Source organism: Zhongshania aquimaris, from assembly GCF_019312595.1.
In the GTDB taxonomy this organism is placed as follows: domain Bacteria; phylum Pseudomonadota; class Gammaproteobacteria; order Pseudomonadales; family Spongiibacteraceae; genus Spongiibacter; species Spongiibacter aquimaris.
Genome location: NZ_JAHWDQ010000001.1, coordinates 545,861 through 570,203, shown reverse-complemented (window position 1 = coordinate 570,203; position 24,343 = coordinate 545,861). Strand labels below are relative to the sequence as shown.

Genomic DNA, 24,343 nt, shown 5'->3' with positions numbered 1-24,343 from the left:
AAAGCTTATAGATGGAAAGAATATGAAATTCAGTGAACAGTGGTTGCGTGAGTGGGTGAATCCCGCAGTCGATACCGAGCAGCTAGCGGCACGGTTGACCATGGCTGGCTTGGAGGTCGACGCAATGGACCCCGTGGCGGGCAAATTTTCGGGCGTGGTGGTGGCGCAAATCATTGCCGTGCACCCGCATCCCGATGCAGAGAAGTTGCAGGTTTGTCAGGTAAGCGATGGCAAAAGTGAAGTCCAAATCGTGTGTGGTGCTGCAAACGCCCGTGCAGGTATTAAAATTCCCCTGGCGACATTGGGGGCGGTATTGCCTGGCGACTTTAAAATTAAAAAGGCTAAGCTGCGCGGTGTGGAATCTTTTGGCATGTTGTGCGCGGAGCAGGAGCTAGGTCTGGCGGAAAGTTCGGACGGTTTGATGGAGCTGCCAGCAGACGCACCGCTTGGGCAGGATATCCGTGCCTACCTGAATTTAGATGATACGGTCATTGAGCTTGGTCTAACCCCAAATCGCGCGGACTGCTTGAGTCTTCGCGGTATTGCCCGTGAAGCAGCGGTGCTGAGTGAGTTAGCGTTTGAAGACAAAGCTATCTCTGCAGTGGCAGCCACCATAGACGACGTATTGCCTGTGGTCGTGTCAGCGGCGGAAGACTGCCCGCGCTATGTTGGTCGTGTCATTCGCAATGTCGATGTTTCCGCGGCCAGTCCGCTGTGGTTGCAGGAAAAACTGCGGCGCTGTGGTTTGCGCAGCATAGATGCTGTGGTCGATGTCACTAATTTCATTTTATTGGAATTAGGTCAGCCCATGCATGCGTTTGATCTGGATAAAATAAATGGCGGAATTAACGTGCGCCATGCAGCTGCTGGCGAAGTGGTCGCGCTGTTAGATGGCCAGAACCTCGAGCTACGCGAGGGTGCGCTGCTCATTGCCGATGAGAAACAGCCTTTGGCTCTGGCTGGTATTATGGGTGGCGAGCTTTCTTCCGTTACCGATGTGACCCAGCACTTATTTCTTGAGGCGGCGTTCTTTGCGCCTGACAAGGTCGCGGGTAGAGCTCGTTCCTATGGACTGCATACCGATTCGTCGCATCGCTTTGAGCGCGGCGTAGATTTTGAGTTGCCGGCGCGCGCGATAGAGCGGGCAACCGCCCTCATTATCGAAATATGTGGCGGCGAAGCCGGTGCAATTAGCTTCGTAGATAGCGAGCTGCCAGCGCGCGAGCCTATTTTGTTGCGTGAAAAGCGTATCGAGAAGCTATTAGGTATGGCGTTAAGTACAAGTGACGTCGAGTCGATTTTGACGGGCTTGGGTATGTCGGTAAGCCCAACCGAGGGCGGCTGGACAGTTATCGCGCCAAGTTGGCGTTTCGATATAAGTATCGAAGTGGATTTACTTGAAGAGCTGGCGCGGGTCTATGGCTACAACCGACTGCCGATAACACCCATCAGAGATACCTTAACTATTCGCACGGCGCCAGAGAGCAAGCGTGGCTTGCCGCTGGTTAGACAGCAGCTCGTGGCGAGGGGCTACCAGGAAGCGATTACCTATAGTTTTATCGACCCTGACATGCATGCGGCACTGTCAGAGGGTGAAGTTGGTGTTGAACTGCTAAACCCAATTTCTGCCGATATGTCTATTATGCGGACAAGCTTGCTTCCCGGCTTGTTAAAGACTGCGATGCATAATGCCAAGCGCCAGCAATCGCGTATTCGTCTGTTTGAGTCTGGTCTGCGGTTTATCAAGTGCGCTGATGGTATGAAGCAAATACCGACCGTTGCTGCTTTACTCACTGGCCGTCGTGAACCCGAAAGCTGGAGTGAGAATGGCGAATTAGTCGATTTTTTTGATCTAAAAGCAGATCTAGAAAGCCTGTTGTCGGTATCGCCAGGCGCAATATCCTTTAGCGCCGCGAAATATACATCACTGCATCCGGGGCAAACCGCTGATGTTTACTGCAACGATAAGCGTATAGGCCGAATTGGCGCGCTGCACCCAAGTCTTCAGGCGCGCTGGGATTTCGTCAATCCGGTGTATTTGTTTGAGATCGATTTGCAACCGATTCTAGAGCGCAGCGTTCCGGTGTTTTCTGAGTTGTCGCGTTACCCGGAGGTTCGCCGAGACCTCGCTTTGATAGTAGACCGACAATTGGCGGCGTCAGAGGTGCTGAGTGCGGTCAGAAAATCTGCGGGCGAAAACCTCAGTGACTTGAAGCTATTTGATATTTATCAGGGTAAAGGTATTGATCCTGAAAGAAAAAGTTTGGCGCTGGGCTTGACCTTCCGCCATTCATCGCGCACCCTTAACGAAGAAGAGGTGGGTCAATCGGTTGACGCGGTTGTACAGACCTTGAAGGAGGCATTTGGCGCAAGTTTAAGGAACTAGTGTGATGACGTCCCTCACGAAAGCAGAAATGGCTGAACGACTATACGAAGAGCTGGGCTTTAACAAGCGTGAGGCCAAGGAGCTGGTGGAATTGTTTTTTGAACAAATTCGGCACTGCTTGGAAAATAACGAGCAGGTAAAAATATCTGGCTTCGGGAATTTTGATCTTAGGGATAAGAGTCAGCGTCCTGGACGTAACCCCAAAACCGGTGAGGAGATTCCCATTTCTGCTCGCCGAGTTGTGACGTTCCGGCCCGGGCAAAAACTGAAATCCAGGGTAGAGGACTATGCTGGAACCAAGTCATAACGACGAATTACCACCCATACCGGGAAAACGTTACTTCACCATTGGTGAAGTCAGCGATTTGTGCTTGGTAAAACCCCATGTTCTGCGTTACTGGGAGCAAGAGTTCCCGCAGCTTACGCCGGTGAAGCGACGCGGAAATCGCCGCTATTATCAGCGCCAAGACGTGCTAATGATCAGACAGATTCGCAGTTTATTATACGAGCAGGGCTATACCATCGGCGGAGCTCGTCAGCGTATGTCGGGCGATACAGCTAAAGATGAATCCTCACAAACCCGCCAAGTTATTCGGCAAATGCTCGGTGAGCTTGAGGAAGTGTTGAAACTATTGAAAAGATAGTTCACTCAACTTATATCTTGGGGTATGATGCTGCCCCTCAAGTCGGGGCGTAGCGCAGCCTGGTAGCGCACCACACTGGGGGTGTGGGGGTCGCAGGTTCGAATCCTGCCGTTCCGACCAATATTTAGGGGTTGAATTAGCCCCTGATATTTTTCGCTAATTTTTGTATTTCACTCCTGTTTCGTTACTTTTCCCTGATATCTATCCTATCTGTGTGCTAGTTAGTGCGAATGATGGCCTTTCTACCTTGGCTGAATAGGCCATGGCAATTGATTTTGCTTGTCTTTGAATATAGTAACCTTCGCTAAGTAACTGTTAAGTCAATAGTATTGTCATTTATATGATTTTGGTGAAGTGCTAGACTTTTGCGTTAGCAGCTTTTATTCTTCGTCAGACTAAAAATATAAAAATACCTTGGGTGCTTACTTCAAAGAACACGTGTATTGCTCGCTGCGTTGCATACGCTTGCTTTTGTGATGCCTTAATTGCATTGTGGCGGTAGAGTAATACACAAAATAATAAGAAGAATTTTATGGTTCAAATGGGTGTGTCCCGCCGTACCGCGCGGGGGTTTTCTGTTCAGCGTCTCATTGCATTGTTAGCGATTGCGCTGGCTCTTGGTGTTATTTCGTTTTTATTGTGGAAAACATTGCGAAATCCGCTCGAAACGGGCTTGCACATCATTCGATTAGAGCAATTGGACACCGCCGCCAAAGCGGATGCCGAGCTCAATCAGCAGATCGCCAGAGGGCGTTTATCCCTTGATTCCGGGCCGCAGGAGCTAGAGCTGTCACGAGATCGCTTTACGGTTGCCCAGGAGGCTGTCAGCAGTGGCCAAGCGAGTTTGGCGGGATTGGCGCAACCGATTGATACGGCGCTTACGCATTACAATACCGTCGCTCAGTCCAAACTTAGTCTTCTCAATGATTATTCTGCCAAGCTGGCGCGTTTAGCTCAGCATTTTACCGTGTTACGCGTCGCGGGTATTTCACTATTGAGTGCGCCATCTGTGAATGCCTCGGAGGAGTTGCGTAAAAATGTGATGTCTATTTTACGTGAAGCGACGGCCTATGGCATTCAATCGTCGCCAACGAATGGCGGCTATATTGACGAGCTTGGTCAAGAAATTGTTGCCGCCGAAGAAGGCTTGGCAAATGACGCCGAGCGCGGTGCAGTCAGACATTTATTGAGTACGGTTGATTCTTTGCGTAGCGCCGCTGACCAGCTTCAAGTTTTGACCGAAGAATTTGATGCCGTGCCCAGCGGACCAGCACTGTACGATTTGCGGACCGCTTACGAAAAACATTTCTATAATTTGCAGAGTACAGCGCGCAGCTATCGGCAGACCCTTGCCGTGTACGCGGTTGCGTTACTGCTGGCCTTTGGTGTGATCGCGGTTCGATTGCGTTCGAGTTTCTCGACCTTGGACAGTTTGAACAGTGAGTTGCAAAATGCCAACGTCAATCTAGAGCAGATAGTTGATAAGCGTACGCAGGCGCTTAGCAAGGCGCTAGACGACCTGAAAATGCAGCAGGGGCAGTTAATTCAGTCAGAAAAAATGGCTTCGCTAGGTCAAATGGTAGCCGGTGTGGCGCACGAAATTAATACCCCCCTAGGTTATGCATCGAGTAATGTCGAGATTGTCCGGGAGACGATGCAAGCTATGGATGGGGAGGTTGATGCCGAGAGTATTCTTGAGTTCGATACCCTGCTTGCAGATACCGAGTACGGTCTAAAACAAATTGCTGAGTTGGTCATGAGTCTGAAAGACTTCAGTCGTGTTGATCGCTCGCAATCGCAGCTGTTTGATTTGAACGAAGGCATCGAGACCGCGCTTAAGATTTGTAATAGTCAGCTTAAAGACGGCGTTAAAGTCACGAGAATGTTCGCCGATCTACCAGAAATAAGCTGTGCGCCGTCGCAATTAAATCAAGTGTTCCTGAACCTTATCACCAACGCCGCTCAGGCAATGGACGGCAAGGGTCAAATTTGTATTCGCACCAGTGTTGTTGATGACAATGTGGAAGTGGCGATTAGTGACTCTGGTAGTGGTATGGATGAAGAAACTCGCGCGCATATTTTTGAGCCGTTTTTTACGACCAAACCGGTGGGTAAAGGCACGGGCCTTGGCTTGTCTATTGTATTTCGTATTATCGAAGATCACGGTGGCACAATTCGAGTGGAATCCGAACTAGGTAAAGGAACGGAGTTTTTTGTTCGCCTACCGATAGTGGGAGCGAGCAAAAGCGCAGACGTTATATCAGAGCAAGATGTGGTGGTGCTTGGAGATGCATAAAGTATGAATATGAATGTTGATACTGCGACAGAAGAACCCCGCGCGCGAATTCTATTTGTGGATGATGAGCCTCGTATTTTAATAGCGCTGAAAGCGTTGTTTAGGCGGGACTACGATGTGGTTACCGCCTCTTCGGGTGAGGCCGCTCTGGAGATTCTCCGGCAGGGTGATGTCGACGTTGTCGTCAGTGATCAGCGTATGCCAGAGATGACTGGCGTGGAGGTTTTACGTAAAGCTAAGGATCTTCGCCCGCGCGCTATTCGAGTTTTGCTTACGGGTTACTCGGATCTGAGTGCGATCCTGGCTGCGATAAATGACGGAGAGATTTTTCGTTTTATCAATAAGCCTTGGTCAAATGTTGATTTGCGATCAACTATTGCGGCTGCGGTTAAGGCATCGACTGTTGATTATGTGAAAGAGGCGGTTGCTGCCGAAGAAGATTTAACGGAGCGCGTCCACGTCCCGGGTGTCGATGATGTCGGCACCTTGATTCTGGATGACGATGAATCCACTCGTAACACCTTACAGCGTGTATTGGGTCGCGAGCGCTCGGTGTATACCGCATCGAATCTAGATGAGGGCTTAACCCTTTTAGAACAGCATAAGATTGGTGTCATTGTTACCGAGATTGCGGTGGGGGGGGAGGTTGTCACTGATTTGCTGGCCGCCTTGCGCCAACACCATCCTAGTTTAGTGGCGATAGTGTTAACTGCAAAATCTGATGCTGAGCAGGGTATTGATCTTATCAACCGTGGCCAGATTTATCGCTTTCTCAGTAAGCCGGTCAGCGAGGGTTTATTGCGTGGCAGCGTTAATTTGGCGATGCGAAGATTTGAAATATTACAAAAGCATCCCGCGCAAACCTTGCGTCTTGCTGCAGAAGCTACACCGACGCCACCACCAGAGTCTGATCGTCGCGGTGTGTTCCAGAGAATTGGGCGCTTGTTTGGTATGACGGCATGAGCAATTTTTGGGGAGTTGCTGAATGAATGATGCAGTAGGCACAATTGAGCAAAAGCAGGGCTTGGGGCAGTCCGCAGAGTCTGTGATCGCGATCGCCCTCCTGTGCGTTTGCGCGGCGGCGGGATTGGCTGCGTGGTTGCTTTCCGGCGATGAGGCACCTGCGTTTAGCACCGATAAAAGTGTGGTCGCGAAGGTTGCGACTGTGCAGGGCAATGAAAAATTGCAGTCTGAAGAGCAGGCGGTACTGGCTGAATGGCAAAATCGCTTAGATGGCGAGTTTAGTCAGCGCGAGCAAAATTTACTGCAACAGGCGCAATTGGTGACTATGCAGCAGCAATCTGAGGCTCTGGCAATGGCGCAAGCTTCGGCGGAAGCTGCAGCTCGTGCTGCTGAAGTCGCTGAGGCGAGGGCACAAAATGCTGAGAAAGAGCGCCAAGCGGCCTTAGCTAAAATGCGCGAAAAACCTGCTGACATAGCGGCGGCTGAAGTAAAGAGTCAGCCCAAGCTTGCATCGGCGGCGTTACCTCTTAGTTCTGCGCCGGCAGTGAATACCGCGACGGTGCCGGCAAGTATTGATTGGAGTAGTTGTGCGCGTCCGGAATACCCTGATGAATCAATTCGTTTTGGTCAGCAGGGTACGGTAACTATGTCGTTCTCGGTTGACGCTGAAGGTAATCCTAGCGATGGTAAGGTCGTTGATTCTAGCGGGACGCGACGCCTGGATTATCGCGCTTTATCTGCTTTATCACGCTGTCAGTTTGAGCCGGAGCGGGTAAATGGCACCGCGGTAGCATCCTTGGCCCAAGTGCGTTTTACCTGGAAGCTGACGCGTTAAACGGCGGTAGTTTTCAGGTTTGCTGCCATGTATTGGGTAGCTGATCTTTTAAGCGGTAGGCGAAGGCAATAATTTCGGCTACTGCGATATACAGTTCTCTCGGTATTTCATTGTCGAGCTCAACCCGCGATAACAATTGTATCAACTGACTATTTTGGTAGATTGGAATGTCGTGTTGTGTCGCAATTTCAAGTATTTGGCGCGCAACGTCTCCCTCGCCCTTGGCACTGACGATAGGTGCATTTTGTCCGTCGTAGTGTAGCGAAACGGCAATTTCACCAGATTTATTCGTGCTCATGCTTGGGTATCCAGTAAGGCGTTTGCATAGGCTTCTGATGCATTGATGGTGATCTTCTCGCTGCGGCATTGGATGGTTTGCGTGCTGACGCCTTGTGCCTCTAGGGCGTGTACAAGCTCGTGTTGCCTTCGTTCTATCAATTCACTGGTTGCCTTGTTTTCGGCAGTGAAGCGAATATCGAGCTCGGGTGTTTGTGATACTCGGACGCAAATAGGCCCTAGACCGGGTAAGTCAAAACTCAAGTTAATAGCCCAGCTATGTTGAGGCTTATCCGCAGACTTCTCGGCGTGTTGCTGTTCGTGCTCGGTTTGTTCAAATTTATGCAAATGGAGTTGCCATACATCAATGCCGTCATTGCCGCGCACCGGAAGCTCCACCATATATTGCGTTTGTGATTTATCGCTCTGCTGTAGGTGCAATAGTTGATGAGACTCTTGGCGGGCTAGGCTGCCTCGCACATCTCGCAATACCTGCTGCAGCACCTCAAGCTCAGCATCGGCAAATTGAATACTTGCTCCTTGACGGCTTTGCGGACGAAGCTCACCGGGTAATTCGGGCTTCGTGGGCTTGTCTGCGACGTTCTGGGGGTAGTGCTCGACGCTTGTCTTGTTGTTCGGATACCCAGAATTCAATAGTGGGCTTGACCTTGATTGCGGCGCATATTCCTTCGCTAGCGTTGATTGCTTTGTTATCGAGCCGTCGCCATGAATGGTAGATTCAGTGGCTGGTTTACTAGCTGCCAGCTGGGTAGTAATTTGCCGGCTGAGTTTTAATAGGGCCTGCTTTAAATCTCCAGTAGGTGTTTTACCCTGCGCTAATTGGCTCTCTAGAAACAGTCCACTTTGCATGATGGCTTGGCGTAATTCGGCTGGATTGGACGATTGCGCTTTGCTCGCAATAGCTTCAATGAACTCTTTGCCTAGTGTTGCCAGCGGGTGCTGTTTGGGTAAATTGCTTAGTTTGCCAAGGTTGGCCAATAGATGGCTTACGCTTTGTTGTTGAGGCAGCGCGGCGCGCAGTTGGCTTTGGATCAGGCCGATCTCCCCTTTGAGTATTTGTAGTTGAGGTCTTTGCTTATGATCTTTTCCGGTAACCTGTAGTAATAGTTTTTCGCCATGGCGAAGCGCCGTTTGGCTTTCTGCCATTAGCTTTAAATTCCCAGACGCTAACTCATAGAGATGTTCTGCACGCTGGCCCACGACAACGGCTGTTAACACGCGATCAATAGCCAATACGGGCGCAGGTCCCGCTGGCCTATTAAATGCGGCGGGCTGGGTGGCAAAGCTGGGATTGATAATGACCATTTCTATATCGTGTCCGCAGATCTCATGGGGTACGTACACCTTATCGGCAGGAAATCTCTCTGCTTTAGGGTTATTTGTTTTATGTCGTGTGCGATATTATTGCCTGAGATATAAATATCTGTTCTAATGGTCGGGAATGAGATTTGTACTGTTGCACTGGTAGCGAACCGAGGGAAATGAAAATGACAACACTATACGATTTTGAAATAGCGAATTTACAAGGCAAACCTATAGACTTGTCTGCATATAAAGACAAAGTGGTCCTTGTGGTGAATACCGCTAGCAAATGTGGTCTCACCCCTCAGTATGAGGGTTTGCAGGCTTTGTATGATAAATACAAGGATCAGGGTTTGGTGATTCTTGGGGCGCCCTGTAATCAATTTGCCAATCAAGAGCCGGGCGATGCGAATACCATTGAGGGTAGCTGTTTGATCAATTATGGGGTCAGTTTTCCCATTACTGAGAAAATTGATGTGAATGGCAAAAATGCGCATCCGCTGTTTGCCTATTTAAAAAAGGCGGCACCGGGGACCCTGAGTAACGCGGTGAAGTGGAATTTCACAAAATTTCTGGTGGGTAAAGATGGGTTGGCGATAAAGCGTTTTGCGCCAACAACGAAGCCCGAGAGCATTGCCGCCGATATAGAGGCTGCATTAGCGGTATGAGTCAGGCCTTGGTCGATACCGTGCCACCGCAGCTGCAGTTGGAAAATCAATTGTGTTTTCCTTTGTATGCTGCCTCAAGAATGATCACGCGTTTATATCAGGATAAATTAACGCCGCTGGGCCTAACATATCCACAGTATATAGTGATGATGATTCTGTGGGAGCGCGCACCGTGTGCGGTGAAGGTGGTAAGTGAGCATGCGATGCTGAACACTAATACTCTGACGCCGCTGTTAAAGCGATTAGAGCAGCAGGGCTTTATTCGTCGCAGTCGCAGTGTTGACGATGAGCGGGTTGTCATGTTGCATCTCACCGAGCTTGGCAGGGGGTTACGTGACGACTGTGAATGTGTGCCGCAGGCTTTGCTTAATAAGTTGGCGGTGAGCGAGAACGATATTGTGCAGCTTCGGGATTTATTAAGCCGGCTGTTGCCTATACTCAGCGCTGGCGTTAATGACGATTAGCAAACCGTAGTCATAAAAAAACGGGCTCCTGCTGGGAGCCCGTTTCTCGTTTCGTCTTAAGCGAAGTGCTTAGCTAAACGCTTTAATAATATTACCCAGCATTTCTTTCGCATCACCGAACAGCATCCGCGTGTTCTCTTTAAAGAACAGGGGATTGTCGATACCGGCAAAGCCTGATGCCATTGAGCGCTTCATCACAAACACGTTGCGCGCCATGTCGACGTTAATGACAGGCATACCGTAAATTGGGCTGCCTTCCATCTCGCGAGCGGCGGGGTTAACCACGTCGTTGGCGCCGATAACAATCGCCACGTCGAAGGTGTCCATACGCGGGTTAATGGCATCCATTTCCAGTAGCAGGTCATAAGACACGTCAGCTTCTGCAAGCAGTACGTTCATGTGACCCGGCATACGGCCAGCAACAGGGTGAATAGCGTAAACCACTTCGGCGCCATTCTTTTCCAGCAATTCTTGTAGCTCTTTGACCACGTGCTGTGCCTGTGCAACCGCCATGCCGTAACCGGGCACGATAACAACGCTAGCAGCCGCTTCGAGCACGTAGTAGGCGTCTTCAGCTGTCATAGCCTTGGCTTCGCCTTCGATCTTAGCAGCCGAGCCACCTGCAGAGACGGCGCTGAAGCCGCTGAACAAGACATTGCTCAGCGAGCGGTTCATCGCCTTACACATGATTTGCGTCAGGATAATCCCGCTGGCACCAACCAGGGCACCGGCTACGATCAGGATGATGTTGTTGATCGCGATACCCGCCGCACAGGCCGCTAAGCCTGAGTAGCTGTTTAGCAGAGAGATAACCACCGGCATATCGGCACCGCCGATAGGAATAACCAGCATGATGCCCAGTAGCAATGACAGGCCAATCACCACATACAGATATATGGAGGTGGCGGGGCCAGTGCTAATGGTGAACATCACAGACGCCGCAATGATAGCGATAATCAGCAAAATATTAAAAATACGCTGACCGCGAAACACCATCGCTTTGCCAGAGATACGCTCGCTGAGCTTACCCCAGGCAACCATACTGCCCGAGAACGTCACGCCGCCAATCAGAATCGACAGGACAATGATGATTAGTTCAAAGGTCGTTGCTTCAAAGCCGTAAAGTGCCGCCCAGCCCACGAACAAACTCGCAACACCACCAAAACCATTGAACAGCGCCACCATTTCCGGCATGCCGGTCATTTCGACGCGGCGCGCAACGAGGGCGCCAATGAGACCGCCGACCACAACACCGGCGATAATCCATTTGTAGTCAATAATGCTTTGATCAAGCAGAGTGATAACAACCGCGATAAACATACCTAGCGCAGAGATCAAATTGCCTTTGCGCGCGGTCGCTGGTGAACCCAGCATTTTAAGACCAAAAATAAACAGCACGGCCGCTGCCACGTAGGACAGGTTAACCAGTAATTCGATACCCATTACTTAGCGCTCCCTTTTTTCTTGAACATGGCCAGCATACGGTCGGTTACCATATAGCCACCGATCACGTTGATGGTGGCCATTGCCACCGCAATGGTGCCAAGAATAGTGGACAGTACCGCGTGTTCAGCGCCAGCCGAGGTCAGTGCGCCGACGAGGGTAATACCCGAGATCGCGTTTGAACCTGACATCAGTGGTGTGTGCAGGGTGGCAGGGACTTTATTGATCAGCTCAAAGCCTAAAAATATAGACAGCATTAAGATGAAAGCGAGAAATACTATTTCCATCATCTTCTCCTAGTTAATCAGGTTTTTAATGGTTTCGTTAACGATCTCGCCGCCGTGGGTAATCACACAGCCCTGCAGAATATCGTTTTCCATGTCGATAACCATTTTCTTGTCATCGCCGTTCCAGCCTTCATCAACGAGGTTGAAGAGGTTGGACGAATACATTTGGCTGGCATCGCGGCTAACAAAGTTAGACCAGTTGCCGTCGCCGATAATCGTCACGCCATCAACCACCACGGTTTGGCCTGCTACCGAACCCTCAACGTTGCCGCCGCTTTCCGCTGCCATATCGACAATCACAGAACCGGGCTTCATACCCTTGATCATGTCGCTAGTGATAAGCACAGGGGGTTTGCGACCAAACAGCTGGGCCGTGGTAATCACGATATCCGAGTCTGCAATTTGCTTCTTTTGGCCTTCAAGCTGCAGTTTCATTTGCTCTTCTGTGAGGGCAACCGCGTAACCGTCTTTGGTCTGGCCTGTTTCGCCTAGATCGATATCGAGGAATTTGCCGCCCAGTGAGCGGACCTGCTCGGCAACAACTGAGCGGGTGTCAAACGCAACCACTTTGGCGCCGAGGCGTTTTGCGGTTGCAATGGCTTGCAGGCCGGCAACGCCAGCACCGATGATGAAGACGGTAGAAGGCTTCAAGGTACCCGCTGGTGTCATCATCATAGGCAGAATGCGGGGCAATCTTGTGGTGGCAAGCAATACCATCACGTACCCCGCCAAGCTTGCTTGCGAACTCAGTGCGTCCATCTTTTGTGAGCGCGTAGAGCGTGGGATCATTTCCATGCTGATGGCGCTAACGCCGCGATCGCGAAACGCTTTAATTAAGCTGTGTTCGTTAAATGGATCCAGGTAGCTGACGTGGATGCAGCCAGATTTCATTTGTCCGATTTCATCGAGCGTTGGCTTGCTGATACGTAAAATAATATCGGCGCTAGACAACACGGTATTGCGGTCAGCGATAACAGTGGCGCCAGCGTCGGTGTATTCCTCGTCGCTAAAGCCGCTGCCTAAGCCCAAGCCCGCTTCGATTTGAATCGTTGCACCGGCCCTGATTAGCTTTTTGGCATCTGTCGGAATGATCGCAACGCGGTTTTCGCCGCTCGCGAGTTCTTTTGGGATTCCTATGAGCATTGTTGTAGATCCATTGTGGTTAACAATTTGGTTTCGGGTAAAACCGCGTAGGATATTACAACTCGCCTTAAGAAGCGATAAAAGTGTGGTTTAACTCAGTAGTCAATTCCAATAAAAAGCTCCATAAATTAAGGTGATAACGCCATGTATTTATTCAATAGTACTGTTCGGGACGTTTGATGTTAGGCAGATGTACTTATGGTGGTCGCATCGTTCAGCGAACTAGACTGGTGAGGTAATTTGTCTATTTTGAGTGAGGTCGGGGCACAAGCTTAAAGAGAGCTAGTTTGTTTGTGTCCAGAATCTCACTCAGTTACCCACTTGGGTCGTAAATGCCTAATCGCACCTTGATCTTGATAATCCCGCTGGCCTTAACTTACTTCGCTATTGGCAAGTTGGCACTGCTCCTCGCTATACCCCCTGGGTATGCCACGGCAATCTGGCCTTCGGCAGGTATTGCCTTATCTGTCATTCTCTTGAAGGGCTACCGTCTTTGGCCGGGTGTTTTGCTGGGCTCGTTTTTAGTAAATGTCGACGGAATGCCAAGCCTATCGTCGTCATTTTTAACTTCTTTTTTCGTACCCATGGTTATCGCTGCCGGCGCTGCTCTTCAAGCAGTGCTTGGTGCTTGGCTAATTCGTAGATATATAGGCAGCAGAATTTGTCTTGACAGTATTAGTGAGGTTTTTAAGTTTCTAATATTCGCGTGTGGAGTAAGTTGTGCTACGAGCGCCAGTATTGGCACCACTGCTTTGCTGGCCGCAGGGTTATTGCCTGCAGAAAACTATATATTCAACTGGTTTACGTGGTGGGTTGGCGACGGTCTCGGGGTGATGATTACCTCAATTCTGATCTTTGTGTATTTTGGGGAGCCCCGAGCCGTTTGGCGCAGCAGAAGACGGGTTCTACCATTGGTTCTTGTCAGTGTTTCTCTGGTTGTCGTTACCTTGTATGTTTTGGGCAGTCGCTGGGAGCTGTCACGCCAGCAGGGTGAGTTTAGGCGATACAGCCAACAAATTTTTAACGCAGCACAATCGAAAATTGATACTCATATTGATGACTTACATGCGGTAAAGGCTTTTATCGAGGTGTCTGGCGGGCTTTCGCGTGAGACTTATGATGCCTTCGTGAAGGGGTTTTTAGACCGTAATGCGGGATTTCAGGCCATAGTCTGGGTGCAGAGAGTCGGCGCTGCAGAGCGTTTGGCGTTCGAGGCCTCAATGGGCGATGAGCTCGGCGCGCCGGTCAGTATAATGGGTCGAGATCAAGGTGGCAGCATGATTGTGCAGTCAGTCAAAGACGATTATTTCGTCATTCGATATATAGAGCCCATGGCAAAAAATGTAGGCGCTTTATCTTACGACATTAGCTCAACGGAGGTGGTTCGCAATGCGCTGGCTCGGGCTTCTTTGTCTGGAGCGCCGGCAACGACTCGGCCAATTTCTTTGGTGCAGGAGCGAGATGGTCAATTAGGTTTGGTAGTTTATCTGCCCGTTAATACAGTGTCGCCAATGATGGGGAGCGGTAGTTTGGCGGGCTATGTTGCAGGTGTTTTTAGAGTGCCGGATCTAATGGCAGTATTGTTGCCTGGGGCTGATTTAAGAAATATTTCTGCGTCGGTGTCGAGTCTAGATGGTACTGGGAAAATATATTCTATTAATTCGCTAGATTCTAAACATGCCTTGTTTTCGGATTCTGCAGTTTTGCATTTTGCTGATATTGACTGGCTTTTTGAGGTGGAGGCTGACCAAGGTTTTCTGGTTGGTAGTCGCTCCATGGTGCCTTGGATTATGTTGGTCGCTGGCTTGCTGTTTACCGGCCTATTGGGGATGACATTTTTAGTGCTTACCGGGCAAAAGCACAGATCCGATGTTGCTGGTGCGAAGCTTAAAGAGATGTTGCTTAAGCTTCGTGAGACCCAAGAGCATTTAGTGGAGTCCGAGAAAATGGCATCTTTAGGTGGGCTAGTTGCTGGTTTTGCTCATGAACTAAATACGCCGCTCGGTATTGCGATCACCGCGGAGTCAACCTTGCAGTCCGACCTTGGGAAATTGCGCGCGGCATTGGACGGCCCAGACTCACTAGCCCCGGTCGCCGAGACGTTATCGAGAATGCAGGAGGCGTCTCGCATTGTACTTTCTAATGTACAGCGAGCCGGCGCGCTCATTATGAGTTTTAAACAAGTCTCGGTTGATCAAGCGACAGCCGAGATCCGTGATATAAATTTACATGAATATTTAACGGATGTGCTAAGTCATTTGTCGCCCAGTTACCGCAGCAGCGGGCACAATGTGTCACTAGATTGTCCTAAGGATATTAGGATTAAAACCGTGCCGGGTGGAATTGCACAGGTGCTTATAAATTTATTGAGCAATAGCCTTACTCACGCTTTCCCCAATGGTCAAAAAGGCAATATTCAATTGTGTGTGCAAAAACAGAATGATCACGTTGTCCTTCGATTCAGTGATGATGGCGTCGGTATCCCCACTGCGGATCAGAAAAAAGTGTTTGAGCCCTTTTACACAACTCGTCGCGGTGCCGGTGGAACAGGTTTGGGCTTGCACATCTTGTATAACACAGTGAGGAGGCAGCTCAGAGGGCGAGTTTCGGTAGCTAGTCAGCCTGATCATGGCGCTGTTTTCGAAGTGGTACTGCCTCTTGTGATTAATGAACATGACGGGTCGGGTGTGGTGTTAGCTTAGGCAGGGTAAGTTGTGGTGACTTATGGTGCGCACGGTTTTACTTTGATCCCTTCAAATAATAGGTCGAGTGAAGTTGCGACGTCCTCGGCCGTAAGGTTGCGGGAAGGATTGCTAAGATGGTGGTGGAATAGGCCAATTATATGTGTGTGCATATGAATAGCGAGGTATTCGGCTTCCAAATCGGCTCTAATTAACTTTGCTTGTTGTGCGTTTCTTATAAATCGTTGCAGTCGGGTTAACGCCAATTTTCGGTCGTTATTGATCCGCTTATTCAGTGACTCACTTTCATTACATAGAGAATACCTAAAAATAAAGCGCGTTATTTGCTCTAGGGCAGGGAGTTCATTAGTGCGCTTAAATGCATCAACAATCACGTTTCTCAACATGTCTAAAGACGCAATTTCGTTTTTTTTAGTATTGCTTAGCGCCTCTAAGGCGGCATTGGTGGGTGCGCCCACACTGTCCATCATTGCTTCGATTAATGCTTCTTTATCTTTAAAGTGCCAGTAAATTGCGCCGCGGGTCACTCCAGCCTCGCCTGCAATGTCAGTTAGTCTTGTACGAGTAATACCTTGAATTGCAAAGAGTTTGCCGGCGGCGTCAAGGATGCGCGCGCGAGTAATTTCCGCATCGGCTTTAGATCGTCTCATTTCTGGCTAACCCAATTATTATGTGTAGTGCTATGTTTTACAGAAACACCACTTTACATACATGCGTGCATGTATGTAAAGTGGTGTTCATATCTCCTTATGTGTGAGGCGTTTGCTAGTGCTTTCTTTTTCGTCCCGTTTTACCACCATCCTACTTTCAGTTTTTACTCTCTGTCTTCTTGTTGCCTGCAGTAAAGAGAGTCCCGCTCAGCAAGCTCATCCTCCTATTCAGGTCAATGTGCTTCGCGCGGTTGAGCACTCGGTGCCGATTGGTGGACTTTACCCTGGGCGGACCGTGGGTTCTAAGGAAGTGCAAATTCGAGCGCGTGTCGAAGGTATTTTATTGCGCCGCGCTTATACCGAGGGGCAGGCGGTCGCGGCCGGACAGCTGTTATTCGAGATTGACGCTGCGCCGTTTGAGGTGGCATTGAACCGTGTAAAAGCGCAGTTGGCCCAGGCAAATGCCAGTTTGTCAGCCGCTGAGCGTCGCTGGCAGCGTGCGCAGGAGTTGATTAAAACCAATGCCATTAGTCGTCGTGAACGCGACGATACTGAATCCGATCTGGATTTTGCTAAGGCCGCGGTAAAGCTGGCTGAAGCAGAAGTGCAGGCGGCCAAAATTAATCTTGATTACACCCAGGTGAAAGCGCCCATCGCGGGAATCACCAGTCGCGAGGCCGTTTCAGAAGGTAGTTTGGTCGGTCCAGAAAATAGCTTATTAACGACCATAACCCAGCTTGACCCGCTGTGGATTAATGTGTCATTGCCAGATAAATTAGTGCTCGGCATACGGCAAATGATTGATCGTGGCGAAGCGGCATTTGAAGGCAAGCGGGAAGTGGAGATCCTTGTTGGCCAAGGTGAGACGTATCCGTATTACGGCCAAGTGAATTTCACCGAAAGTGCCATTGATCGCAGAACAGGAACGGTGCAGTTGCGCGCCATTATTCCCAACCCTGATGGCACCTTATTACCCGGGCAGTTTTTACGCGTTAAGTTGCACGGTTTAATAAGCCTAAATTCGATAGTGTTACCTGCACGTGCAATATTGCAGGGCGCACAGGGGACATACGTCTATAAAGTGGGTAGTGACAATCAGGCAGAAATGCTCAGTGTTACCTTAGGTATGGACGCAGAGGACGGCGTCATTATTGAGTCAGGTATTGAAGCCGGTGATCTTATTGTGATCGACGGTGTCTCGCGAGTTCAGCCCGGCGCAGTGCTTTCGCCCAACGAGCTTGAGGTTCCAGCGGCGGACCCGATACCGAGCGAGGCGGTAGTAATAGATTCTAGTAAGCCAGATTCCCCGCGAGCGGGCGCGTCTGCGGTGGCGGGGGAGGCGGAGTGAACGCACGTTTCTTTATTGAGCGCCCGGTACTATCAATCGTTATATCCCTTATGATTTTACTTGGTGGTGCGACAGCAATGAGTCGTCTGCCCATTTCTTTATACCCAGAATTTTTGCCGCCAGAAATTGTTGTTTCAGCTAACTATCCGGGCGCCAATGCGGAGACAATTGCTGAGACCGTAGCCGCACCGCTAGAGCAGCAAATAAACGGCGTTGACGGTATGTTGTATATGTCTACGCAAGCGTCGGCCTCCGGCTCGGTGAGTATTAGCGTGGTATTTGCGACAGGAACAGATCCGGATCAAGCTGCCATCAACGTGAGTAACCGCGTTGCGGTAGCGGAAAATCGCTTGCCGGAAGCGGTAAAACGATTGGGTATTCAAGTCAGTAAGCGCTCTTCAAATATTCTGATGATTTACGCGCTGACATCAGATTATCCGCAGTACGACTCAATCTATCTAAGTAACTACGCTCTGCTAAATATTGTTGACGAACTGCGTCGTTTACCTGGTATTGGTGACGCTCGCTTATTGGGTGCAAAAGATTACTCGATGCGGATTTGGCTGCAGCCAGATCGCCTCGCAGAGTTTGCCCTAACACCTGCAGATGTGGCGCAAGCGGTGCGAGAGCAAAATGCGAATTTTGCGGCGGGAAAGTTCGCAGCTGAACCTCTGGTTCAAGATACGCCGTTCACCTATACGGTCACGACTCAGGGGCGTTTAGCAACGGTATCCGAATTTGAAGATATTATTTTGCGTACAGATAATTCAGGTGCCACCTTGCATTTGGGAGATGTTGCTCGTGTCGAACTGGGCGCAAAGGACTACGCATTCCAGGGGGCATTTAATGGCCAGCCCGCTGTGCCGGTGGCGATGTATTTGCAGCCCGGCGCTAACGCTTTAGAAACGGCGAAGCAGGCTCAAGAGGTGTTAGAGCATGTGCAAGCAAAGTTACCTCCGGGAATTGAGTTAACGTTGGCATTTGACACAACGGTCTTCGTTGAGCATTCGATTAAAGAAGTCATTATTACATTCATAGAGGCGCTGGTACTGGTTGTACTAGTCATGTTTATTTTCTTGCAAAACATACGCGCAACTATTATTCCCCTGCTGGCGATTCCAGTGTCAATCATTGGTACATTTGCAGGGCTTTATATTGTCGGATTTTCTATTAATTTATTGACGCTGTTTGGCTTGATACTCGCTATCGGTATCGTTGTCGACGACGCTATTATCGTGATCGAAAATGTCGAGCGAATAATGGAAGAGCAGCACGTAGACGCCGACACGGCGGTTAAGCGGGCCATGGAAGAAGTCTCTGGACCATTAGTAGCAATTGTTCTGGTCCTGTGCGCGGTGTTCTTACCGGTTATCTTTATGGATGGTTTAACTGGAGAGATGTACCGCCAGTTTGCTGTGGCCATTTCCGTTTCCGTTATTCTGTCGGGAGTTGTGGCGTTAACCTTGACGCCTGCGCTGTGCTCAATGCTGTTAAAAAGCAAGGTGCACGCACCGGCTAGTGCTGGCTTTCTGGGCGGGTTTAATAGCTGGTTTGCTGTGCTTCGTAACGGCTATGTGAACGTTACCAGGGCGATGATAGAGCGCCGTCTCATTGGTTTAAGTGTGTTTGCCGGTTTGATGTTGGGGCTGTGGTATTTGTTCAGTATTGTGCCAAGCAGTTTAGTGCCGAGCGAAGACCAAGGTTACATCATGATGGCGTATAAGACGCCACCGGCCGCATCGTTGTCGCGGACTATGGCGGTGACCGATGCCATGAACACGCGCATTCTTGAACAGGATGAAGTGCGCAGTCTAATAACTTTCTCCGGCTTTGATTTACTGGCGTCGGCACAAAAGACCAATGCCGGCGTGTCATTTATTATGCTAAAAGATTGGGATGAGCGCCGAGAGGCAAGGCAGAGCTCGGATGGGATGGCCAAAAGTTTACCTCGGCTCGGTGACGATCTATTAGATGGTCAAATGTTCGCCTTTAATCCGCCACCGATTCTTGGTTTGAGTAGTACGGGGGGCTTTGAATTTTATGTGCAAAATCGCGGTAGCAGTGACTTCATTGAAATGGATAAACAGCTGCAAGCCTTTCTGGCTTTAGCGAATAAACAGCCTGAATTGGTTGGTGTAAACACTACCTTCGATATTAATACGCCCCAATACCGACTGACGCTTGATCGTGAGAAAGCCCTGAGCTTGGGCGTGCCAGTGGCGGATGTGTTCAGCACAATGCAGGCGACGTTCGGCAGCTTATACGTCAATGATTTCACCTTGTATGGCCGCAGCTTCCAGGTAAACCTTCAGTCAGAAGAGGACTTTAGAACCTCGCCGGATGATTTAGGAAAGGTCTTTGTGCGGGCAGACTCGGGCAGTTTAGTGCCACTGCGCTCGCTGCTGCAGGTTGAGCGAATTGTCGGACCTGACACGGTTAGCCGCTTTAATGGTTTTTCCGCCGCGAAAGTGATGGGTAGCCCGGCGGAAGGTTATAGTTCTGGTGACGCCTTAGCCGCATTGGAGCGAGTTGCGGCCGAAGCCTTGGGTCCCGATTTTGATTTGGGGTGGGTGGGCAGCTCGTACCAAGAAAAAGCGTCTAGTGGGTCTGGTAGTCAAGCTTTTGTATTAGCGGTGTTGATGGTGTTTTTAATTCTGGCGGCCCAGTACGAGCGCTGGATCATTCCCGCAGCGGTTATTTTGGCTGTGCCGTTTGCGTTGTTGGGCGCCATATTGGCAACGTGGATGCGAGGCTTGGAAAATGACATTTATTTCCAGATCGGCCTGGTCTGTTTGATCGGTTTGGCGAGTAAAAATGCCATATTGATAGTTGAATTTGCCATGCAAAAACAGCGACAAGGAATGACTATAGCGGATTCAGCCGTTGAGGCAATTAGATTGCGCTTCCGTCCCATCGTGATGACTTCACTGGCATTTACCTTGGGCTGCTTACCTTTGGCTTTGTCCAGTGGTGCGGGCGCTGCTAGTCGCATATCACTAGGTACCGGCGTGATCGGCGGCATGTTGCTGGCGACCTTTTTGGCGACGGTATTTGTGCCGCTGTTTTATGTCTTGCTTGCGACGCTCGGCGAGAAAGTAAAACGCAGTAAATGATGTCAGGGTAATTCCTGCAGGGCGGTCTAGCTGCCCTGCATTCTATCTCCGTAATCCCAGCCAGACAGGGTCTTCGTTTCAAGTTTGATGACATACTCATCAGCACTTCTGCTCAACAACCATTTCTTCAAGCTGGGCTGTGAGTCCCCGACATAGCGATCGATCAGCTTAGTCAGTACCAGTCCATTGCTGTCTTTTGCGAGAGTGGCAATGGCTTTGCCTCTTACGCCCCGATACGGTGAATTATTGACAGACACGTCGAAGGCGCAGTGTGGATTGTTTTTTAAAACGCGGATGATTTTTGCAGATGCATGGCTCGCACAAAGAATTTGCTCGCCATCGACGATATACCAAAGCGAACATACTATTGGAAAACCATCGCTATCTATAACCGCCAACCTTAGCGGACTGTGTTGCTCCTTCAAAAATGCCAGTGCATCCATGTCGTGGTTTCTCGCTCTGATTATTGTGTACGGGCAGGACGAAATTTAAGCTTTCGCTAGTCGAATCCCACCATCTTCGATCGCTATACGTTGTTGCTTGTAAAGACGACCAATAGCTTGTTTAAAAATTTTCTTACTGACGCCAAATTGGGCGTAAATTTTCTCTGGCGGACTTTTGTCTCCCACGTCTAGAAAACCGTTGTTGGCTTCTAGTTGAGCGATGATATTGCTGGCAATATCATTGTTTGTTACCGCCGTAACGGGTTGCATGCTTAGGTCGATGCGACCGTCATCGCGGACTTTTTTAACATAGGCGGTTAAGGTTTCTCCGCGGCGCAGTGGACGAACTAGGTCGCTGTCGTAGAGTAAACCCCAATACTGGTTTTCTATCACGGCCTTGTAGCCCAGTTCAGTTTTGTTGCCTACAGTGACCGTGAAAGATTGCCCACGTTGAAGATGTGGCGCGGTGTCTTCAATAAATTCGTCAAGCTTCATTGAGGCAACAATGCGATAACTTTTATCAAGGTAGATTTTGACCAGTACGTCTTTGCCAGCAACGACCTCACCCATGTGTTCCGCATAGGGCATGAGCAATTCTTTTTCTAAACCCCAGTCTAGAAAAGCACCGGTATCGTTCACTTGCGACACCTTAAGCAATATCACATCGCCGAGTTGTCCAAGGGGTGTTTTAGTGGTGGCGATTAAACTGCCATCGCTGTGATGATGAATAAATACGTTTAGCTCATCGCCTAACTCGCATTTTTCCGGTGCATTTTTCCTGCTCAAGAAAACATCCCCTAGCTTGCCGCCGTCTAAATAAAATCCTGCTGGGGTGTGACGGTTAATTTTAAGACGGCTAGTGCGACCGATCGCGGTCATGGGGTAGTCCTCATGCGGGGATGAAAAGTGTGTTGGGATTATACGCTAGCTGGCGTAGGTGTGAGCGAAAATCTAGCTGAGGAAATAAGAGGAGTATTGCAAAGCGCGGCCAGAAAAATCACTGGCCGCATAAGGGCTTGCTAATTAGACCAGTTCAATCGCAACCGCAAGGGCTTCACCACCGCCAATGCAAAGTGAGGCGACACCGCGTTTTTTACCGTATTGCTTCAGTGCGTACATCAGGCTGATGATGATACGCGAGCCGGTAGACCCAACGGGGTGGCCTTGGGCACATGCGCCGCCGTGGACGTTAACTTTGGCGTGGTCGAGTTCCAAGTCGCGAATCGCCAACATGGTTACCATGGCAAAGGCTTCATTTATTTCCCAGAGGTCGACGTCGTCTTTGCTCCAGCCCGTTTTTGCCAATAGTTTTTGCATTGCTCCCACTGGCGCGGTGGTGAAGAGCGCTGGTTCTAAGGATTGGCGAGTGTGGGCAACGATGCGTGCCATTGGCGTTGCACCAGTTTCCTTGAGCGCTTTTTCGCTCATTAATACCATTGCTGATGCGCCATCAGAGATTGAGCTGGCATTTGCTGCAGTGATGGTACCGTCTTTCGCGAAGGCGGGGCGCAAGGTCGGAATTTTCTCAATGGACGCTTTGAGCGGTTGTTCGTCGTCAGTGACGATAGTTTCGCCGCTGCGTGAGGTAACCGTTACCGGCGCGGTTTCTGCTTTCAGTGAGCCATTTTTAATCGCGGCGCAGGCGCGGTTTAGCGACTCAATCGCGTAGGCATCCATTTGCTCGCGGGTAAATTCATTATCGTCGGCGGTTTGCTGCGCAAAACTGCCCATCATTCGGCCCGAGTAGGCATCTTGTAAACCGTCAAAGAACATATGGTCTTCAAAGCCTTTGGCACCGGTACCAACGCCTTTGCGGGCGTTCAATACAATATGTGGCGCATTGGTCATGCTTTCCATGCCGCCGGCGACGATGATGTCGCAGCTACCCGCTTTAATTTGGTCGTGGGCGTAAATGGTGGTTTGCATGCCTGAACCACACAGCTTGTTGACGGTAACAGCACCGGTGGATTTTGGAATTCCCGCGGCGATGGCGGCTTGACGCGCTGGGCCTTGCTTTAAGCCTGCGGGCAATACGCAGCCCATGATGACGTCTTCGATTTTGCCTGCATCAATATTGGCGCGCTTAACCGCCTCGGCAATGGCTGTTGTGCCGAGTTCTACCGCGGTTAGAGAGCTTAACGAGCCGAGCATGCCACCCATGGGGGTACGGGCACCGGAGACAATATATACGGAGTCAGACATAGGATGATTTCCCTGTTGGTTTGCCGCCGAGATGCAAAATAAAGCGATCTTCAGGCGTCGATTTTAAGAAGAAGGAATTTTTAGAGGCGGCACATTTAGCCACGCCAAGCCCCGATTTTCAAGGCTTGGCGGCATTTCGCTGAGGAATAGCGGGTATTATGATTTGTTCACTTCAAAGAGTTTTCGGCGCACGGCACGGCGATACTCACCAGGGCTGGTGCTGCTGTGTAGTTTAAATAAACGACAAAAATAGCTGGCGTCGCTATAGCCACACTGTTGCCCCACTTCTTCGACGCTTAAGTTGCTGTTTTGTAGTAAATCTTTAGCTAGCTCTATGCGTAACTTCTGTAAATATTGTAAAGGTGGTAGGCCGGTAACTTGCCGGAAGCGGCGGTGAAAGCTGCGCTCGCTGAGGCCGCTTTGTTTCGCTAATTCGGGAATATTAAGCGGGTTGGCGATATAACGCGCCAACCAATTTTGCGCCAAGGCGATGGTTTCGTCGCGGTGTAAGTCATTGCGATTGACGCGATAGCTATTGCGAGAGAAAGGCCGTCGACTTTCCGGTGAAAATTGCTGGGCGACACGGCTGGCAATCGATGCACCCCAATAGCGGTCAATGAGATGAATGACCAGATCAGCTGCGGAGTTGACGCTGCCAGTGCAAAAAATATTGTCGGCTTGGGTAATCAGATAGTCGCGATGCAAGACTACATTGGGGTAGCGGGCGGCAAAATCATCGAAATAATGCCAGTGGGTGGTGGCGACACGGCCATCTAATAAACCCGCCTCAGCGAGGAAATAGCTGCCGTTACCCACCGCGCAAATTTCTGCACCACGGGCTTCGTGGCTGCGTAGCCATCGTTGCACATCGGGTTGCGTGGGCGCGCCGCGATGCGGGTGACGCCAGCGGCTGGGAATAATGATCAAATCGTATTCTTTGCCGTTACTGATGTCGGTACCGGGTAGCATTTCCATGCCACCGGAAACACTTATTGGCTTTCGGTTAAGACCAACAAACTCGGAGCTGATGATAGCTTTCCGACTATCTAGCCTCGACACGCTGTTTGCCGCTGTCAGCAGTTCACTGGGTAGGCTGATGCTGGTGGCGAGTGCGTCGTTAAAGGCGAGCAGGGCGACTTGCTTCATGTTGGCGTAAT

The 24,343-nt window shown here is 50.1% G+C and carries 21 protein-coding genes and 1 tRNA gene; 12 read left to right on the top strand and 10 right to left on the bottom strand.

What is annotated here, in order from left to right; genetic code table 11:
• The first annotated feature begins 22 nt into the window (after nucleotides 1–22).
• From pheT to KXJ70_RS02700, 7 genes are all read left to right on the top strand, one after another.
• A complete protein-coding gene (gene pheT / locus KXJ70_RS02730) occupies nucleotides 23–2,386 on the top strand; it encodes a phenylalanine--tRNA ligase subunit beta (protein WP_219041916.1) in 2,364 nt (787 codons plus the stop codon).
• 4 nt (nucleotides 2,387–2,390) lie between these two features.
• Nucleotides 2,391–2,693 carry an integration host factor subunit alpha gene (gene ihfA / locus KXJ70_RS02725; RefSeq protein ID WP_103685879.1) on the top strand — a complete coding sequence of 101 codons (303 nt, stop codon included), beginning with the start codon at nucleotides 2,391–2,393 and terminating at the stop codon, nucleotides 2,691–2,693.
• Nucleotides 2,674–3,030 (top strand): MerR family transcriptional regulator, encoded by a 357-nt coding sequence (locus tag KXJ70_RS02720; protein WP_219041915.1) that lies wholly within the window; start codon nucleotides 2,674–2,676, stop codon nucleotides 3,028–3,030. The genes ihfA and KXJ70_RS02720 overlap by 20 nt, the downstream gene beginning before the upstream one ends.
• Nucleotides 3,031–3,073: 43 nt before the next feature.
• Nucleotides 3,074–3,150: transfer RNA gene (locus KXJ70_RS02715), tRNA-Pro, on the top strand.
• Between the two features lie 412 nt (nucleotides 3,151–3,562).
• Entirely contained in the window at nucleotides 3,563–5,326 is a 1,764-nt protein-coding gene (locus KXJ70_RS02710; RefSeq protein ID WP_219041914.1) for a DAHL domain-containing sensor histidine kinase, read from the top strand.
• Nucleotides 5,327–5,329: 3 nt separating this feature from the next.
• Entirely contained in the window at nucleotides 5,330–6,289 is a 960-nt protein-coding gene (locus KXJ70_RS02705) for a response regulator (protein WP_219041913.1), read from the top strand.
• Between the two features lie 22 nt (nucleotides 6,290–6,311).
• Nucleotides 6,312–7,124, top strand: coding sequence for an energy transducer TonB (locus KXJ70_RS02700; RefSeq protein ID WP_219041912.1), 813 nt, complete (start codon nucleotides 6,312–6,314; stop codon nucleotides 7,122–7,124).
• A 13-nt stretch (nucleotides 7,125–7,137) separates the two neighbouring features.
• On the opposite strand, the gene KXJ70_RS02695 is transcribed toward KXJ70_RS02700, so the two are convergent.
• Together KXJ70_RS02695 and fliK are read right to left on the bottom strand one after the other, a co-directional pair.
• Nucleotides 7,138–7,422, bottom strand: a complete 285-nt coding sequence (locus KXJ70_RS02695) for an EscU/YscU/HrcU family type III secretion system export apparatus switch protein (protein WP_219041911.1) — start codon at nucleotides 7,420–7,422, stop codon at nucleotides 7,138–7,140.
• On the bottom strand, nucleotides 7,419–8,726 hold the full coding sequence (fliK, locus tag KXJ70_RS02690; protein ID WP_219041910.1) for a flagellar hook-length control protein FliK: 1,308 nt from the start codon (nucleotides 8,724–8,726) through the stop codon (nucleotides 7,419–7,421). The genes KXJ70_RS02695 and fliK overlap by 4 nt, the downstream gene beginning before the upstream one ends.
• Before the next feature lie 182 nt (nucleotides 8,727–8,908).
• Between fliK and KXJ70_RS02685 the strand changes: the two genes are divergently transcribed.
• The gene (locus KXJ70_RS02685; RefSeq protein ID WP_255558169.1) at nucleotides 8,909–9,391 is read left to right on the top strand and encodes a glutathione peroxidase; all 483 of its coding nucleotides are present in this window, start codon (nucleotides 8,909–8,911) and stop codon (nucleotides 9,389–9,391) included.
• A complete protein-coding gene (locus KXJ70_RS02680; RefSeq protein WP_219041909.1) occupies nucleotides 9,388–9,855 on the top strand; it encodes a MarR family winged helix-turn-helix transcriptional regulator in 468 nt (155 codons plus the stop codon). Before KXJ70_RS02685 ends, KXJ70_RS02680 begins: the two co-directional genes overlap by 4 nt.
• Before the next feature lie 69 nt (nucleotides 9,856–9,924).
• On the opposite strand, the gene KXJ70_RS02675 is transcribed toward KXJ70_RS02680, so the two are convergent.
• Genes KXJ70_RS02675 through KXJ70_RS02665 form a run of 3 tightly spaced genes read right to left on the bottom strand, consistent with a single transcriptional unit; the run spans nucleotide 9,925 to nucleotide 12,728 of the window.
• A complete protein-coding gene (locus KXJ70_RS02675) occupies nucleotides 9,925–11,298 on the bottom strand; it encodes an NAD(P)(+) transhydrogenase (Re/Si-specific) subunit beta (RefSeq protein WP_219041908.1) in 1,374 nt (457 codons plus the stop codon).
• Complete coding sequence (locus KXJ70_RS02670; RefSeq protein ID WP_219041907.1) at nucleotides 11,298–11,585, bottom strand: NAD(P) transhydrogenase subunit alpha part 2; 288 nt, start codon at nucleotides 11,583–11,585, stop codon at nucleotides 11,298–11,300. Before KXJ70_RS02670 ends, KXJ70_RS02675 begins: the two co-directional genes overlap by 1 nt.
• A 9-nt stretch (nucleotides 11,586–11,594) precedes the next feature.
• A complete protein-coding gene (locus KXJ70_RS02665; protein WP_219041906.1) occupies nucleotides 11,595–12,728 on the bottom strand; it encodes an NAD(P) transhydrogenase subunit alpha in 1,134 nt (377 codons plus the stop codon).
• Nucleotides 12,729–13,060: 332 nt separating this feature from the next.
• On the opposite strand from KXJ70_RS02665, the gene KXJ70_RS02660 reads away from it, so the two are divergent.
• On the top strand, nucleotides 13,061–15,430 hold the full coding sequence (locus KXJ70_RS02660; protein WP_219041905.1) for a CHASE domain-containing protein: 2,370 nt from the start codon (nucleotides 13,061–13,063) through the stop codon (nucleotides 15,428–15,430).
• 20 nt (nucleotides 15,431–15,450) lie between these two features.
• Here KXJ70_RS02660 and KXJ70_RS02655 read toward each other — a convergent pair whose 3' ends face one another.
• The gene (locus tag KXJ70_RS02655) at nucleotides 15,451–16,080 is read right to left on the bottom strand and encodes a TetR family transcriptional regulator (protein ID WP_219041904.1); all 630 of its coding nucleotides are present in this window, start codon (nucleotides 16,078–16,080) and stop codon (nucleotides 15,451–15,453) included.
• A gap of 118 nt (nucleotides 16,081–16,198) precedes the next feature.
• On the opposite strand from KXJ70_RS02655, the gene KXJ70_RS02650 reads away from it, so the two are divergent.
• Both KXJ70_RS02650 and KXJ70_RS02645 read left to right on the top strand, forming a co-directional pair.
• Nucleotides 16,199–17,428 carry an efflux RND transporter periplasmic adaptor subunit gene (locus tag KXJ70_RS02650; protein ID WP_219041903.1) on the top strand — a complete coding sequence of 410 codons (1,230 nt, stop codon included), beginning with the start codon at nucleotides 16,199–16,201 and terminating at the stop codon, nucleotides 17,426–17,428.
• Nucleotides 17,425–20,541 carry an efflux RND transporter permease subunit gene (locus KXJ70_RS02645; protein WP_219041902.1) on the top strand — a complete coding sequence of 1,039 codons (3,117 nt, stop codon included), beginning with the start codon at nucleotides 17,425–17,427 and terminating at the stop codon, nucleotides 20,539–20,541. Before KXJ70_RS02650 ends, KXJ70_RS02645 begins: the two co-directional genes overlap by 4 nt.
• Nucleotides 20,542–20,567: 26 nt before the next feature.
• Here the strand turns inward: KXJ70_RS02645 and KXJ70_RS02640 are convergent, their stop codons facing one another.
• The 4 genes from KXJ70_RS02640 to KXJ70_RS02625 all read right to left on the bottom strand — a co-directional run bounded on the left by KXJ70_RS02640 (nucleotide 20,568) and on the right by KXJ70_RS02625 (nucleotide 24,332).
• Nucleotides 20,568–20,984, bottom strand: a complete 417-nt coding sequence (locus tag KXJ70_RS02640; protein ID WP_219041901.1) for a pyridoxamine 5'-phosphate oxidase family protein — start codon at nucleotides 20,982–20,984, stop codon at nucleotides 20,568–20,570.
• 45 nt (nucleotides 20,985–21,029) lie between these two features.
• Nucleotides 21,030–21,863, bottom strand: a complete 834-nt coding sequence (locus KXJ70_RS02635; protein WP_219041900.1) for a CvfB family protein — start codon at nucleotides 21,861–21,863, stop codon at nucleotides 21,030–21,032.
• A 144-nt stretch (nucleotides 21,864–22,007) separates the two neighbouring features.
• Nucleotides 22,008–23,186 (bottom strand): thiolase family protein, encoded by a 1,179-nt coding sequence (locus KXJ70_RS02630; protein WP_219041899.1) that lies wholly within the window; start codon nucleotides 23,184–23,186, stop codon nucleotides 22,008–22,010.
• Between the two features lie 156 nt (nucleotides 23,187–23,342).
• Nucleotides 23,343–24,332: a GlxA family transcriptional regulator gene (locus tag KXJ70_RS02625; RefSeq protein ID WP_219041898.1), complete on the bottom strand. Its 990-nt coding sequence runs from the start codon at nucleotides 24,330–24,332 to the stop codon at nucleotides 23,343–23,345.
• Nucleotides 24,333–24,343: the final 11 nt, after the last annotated feature.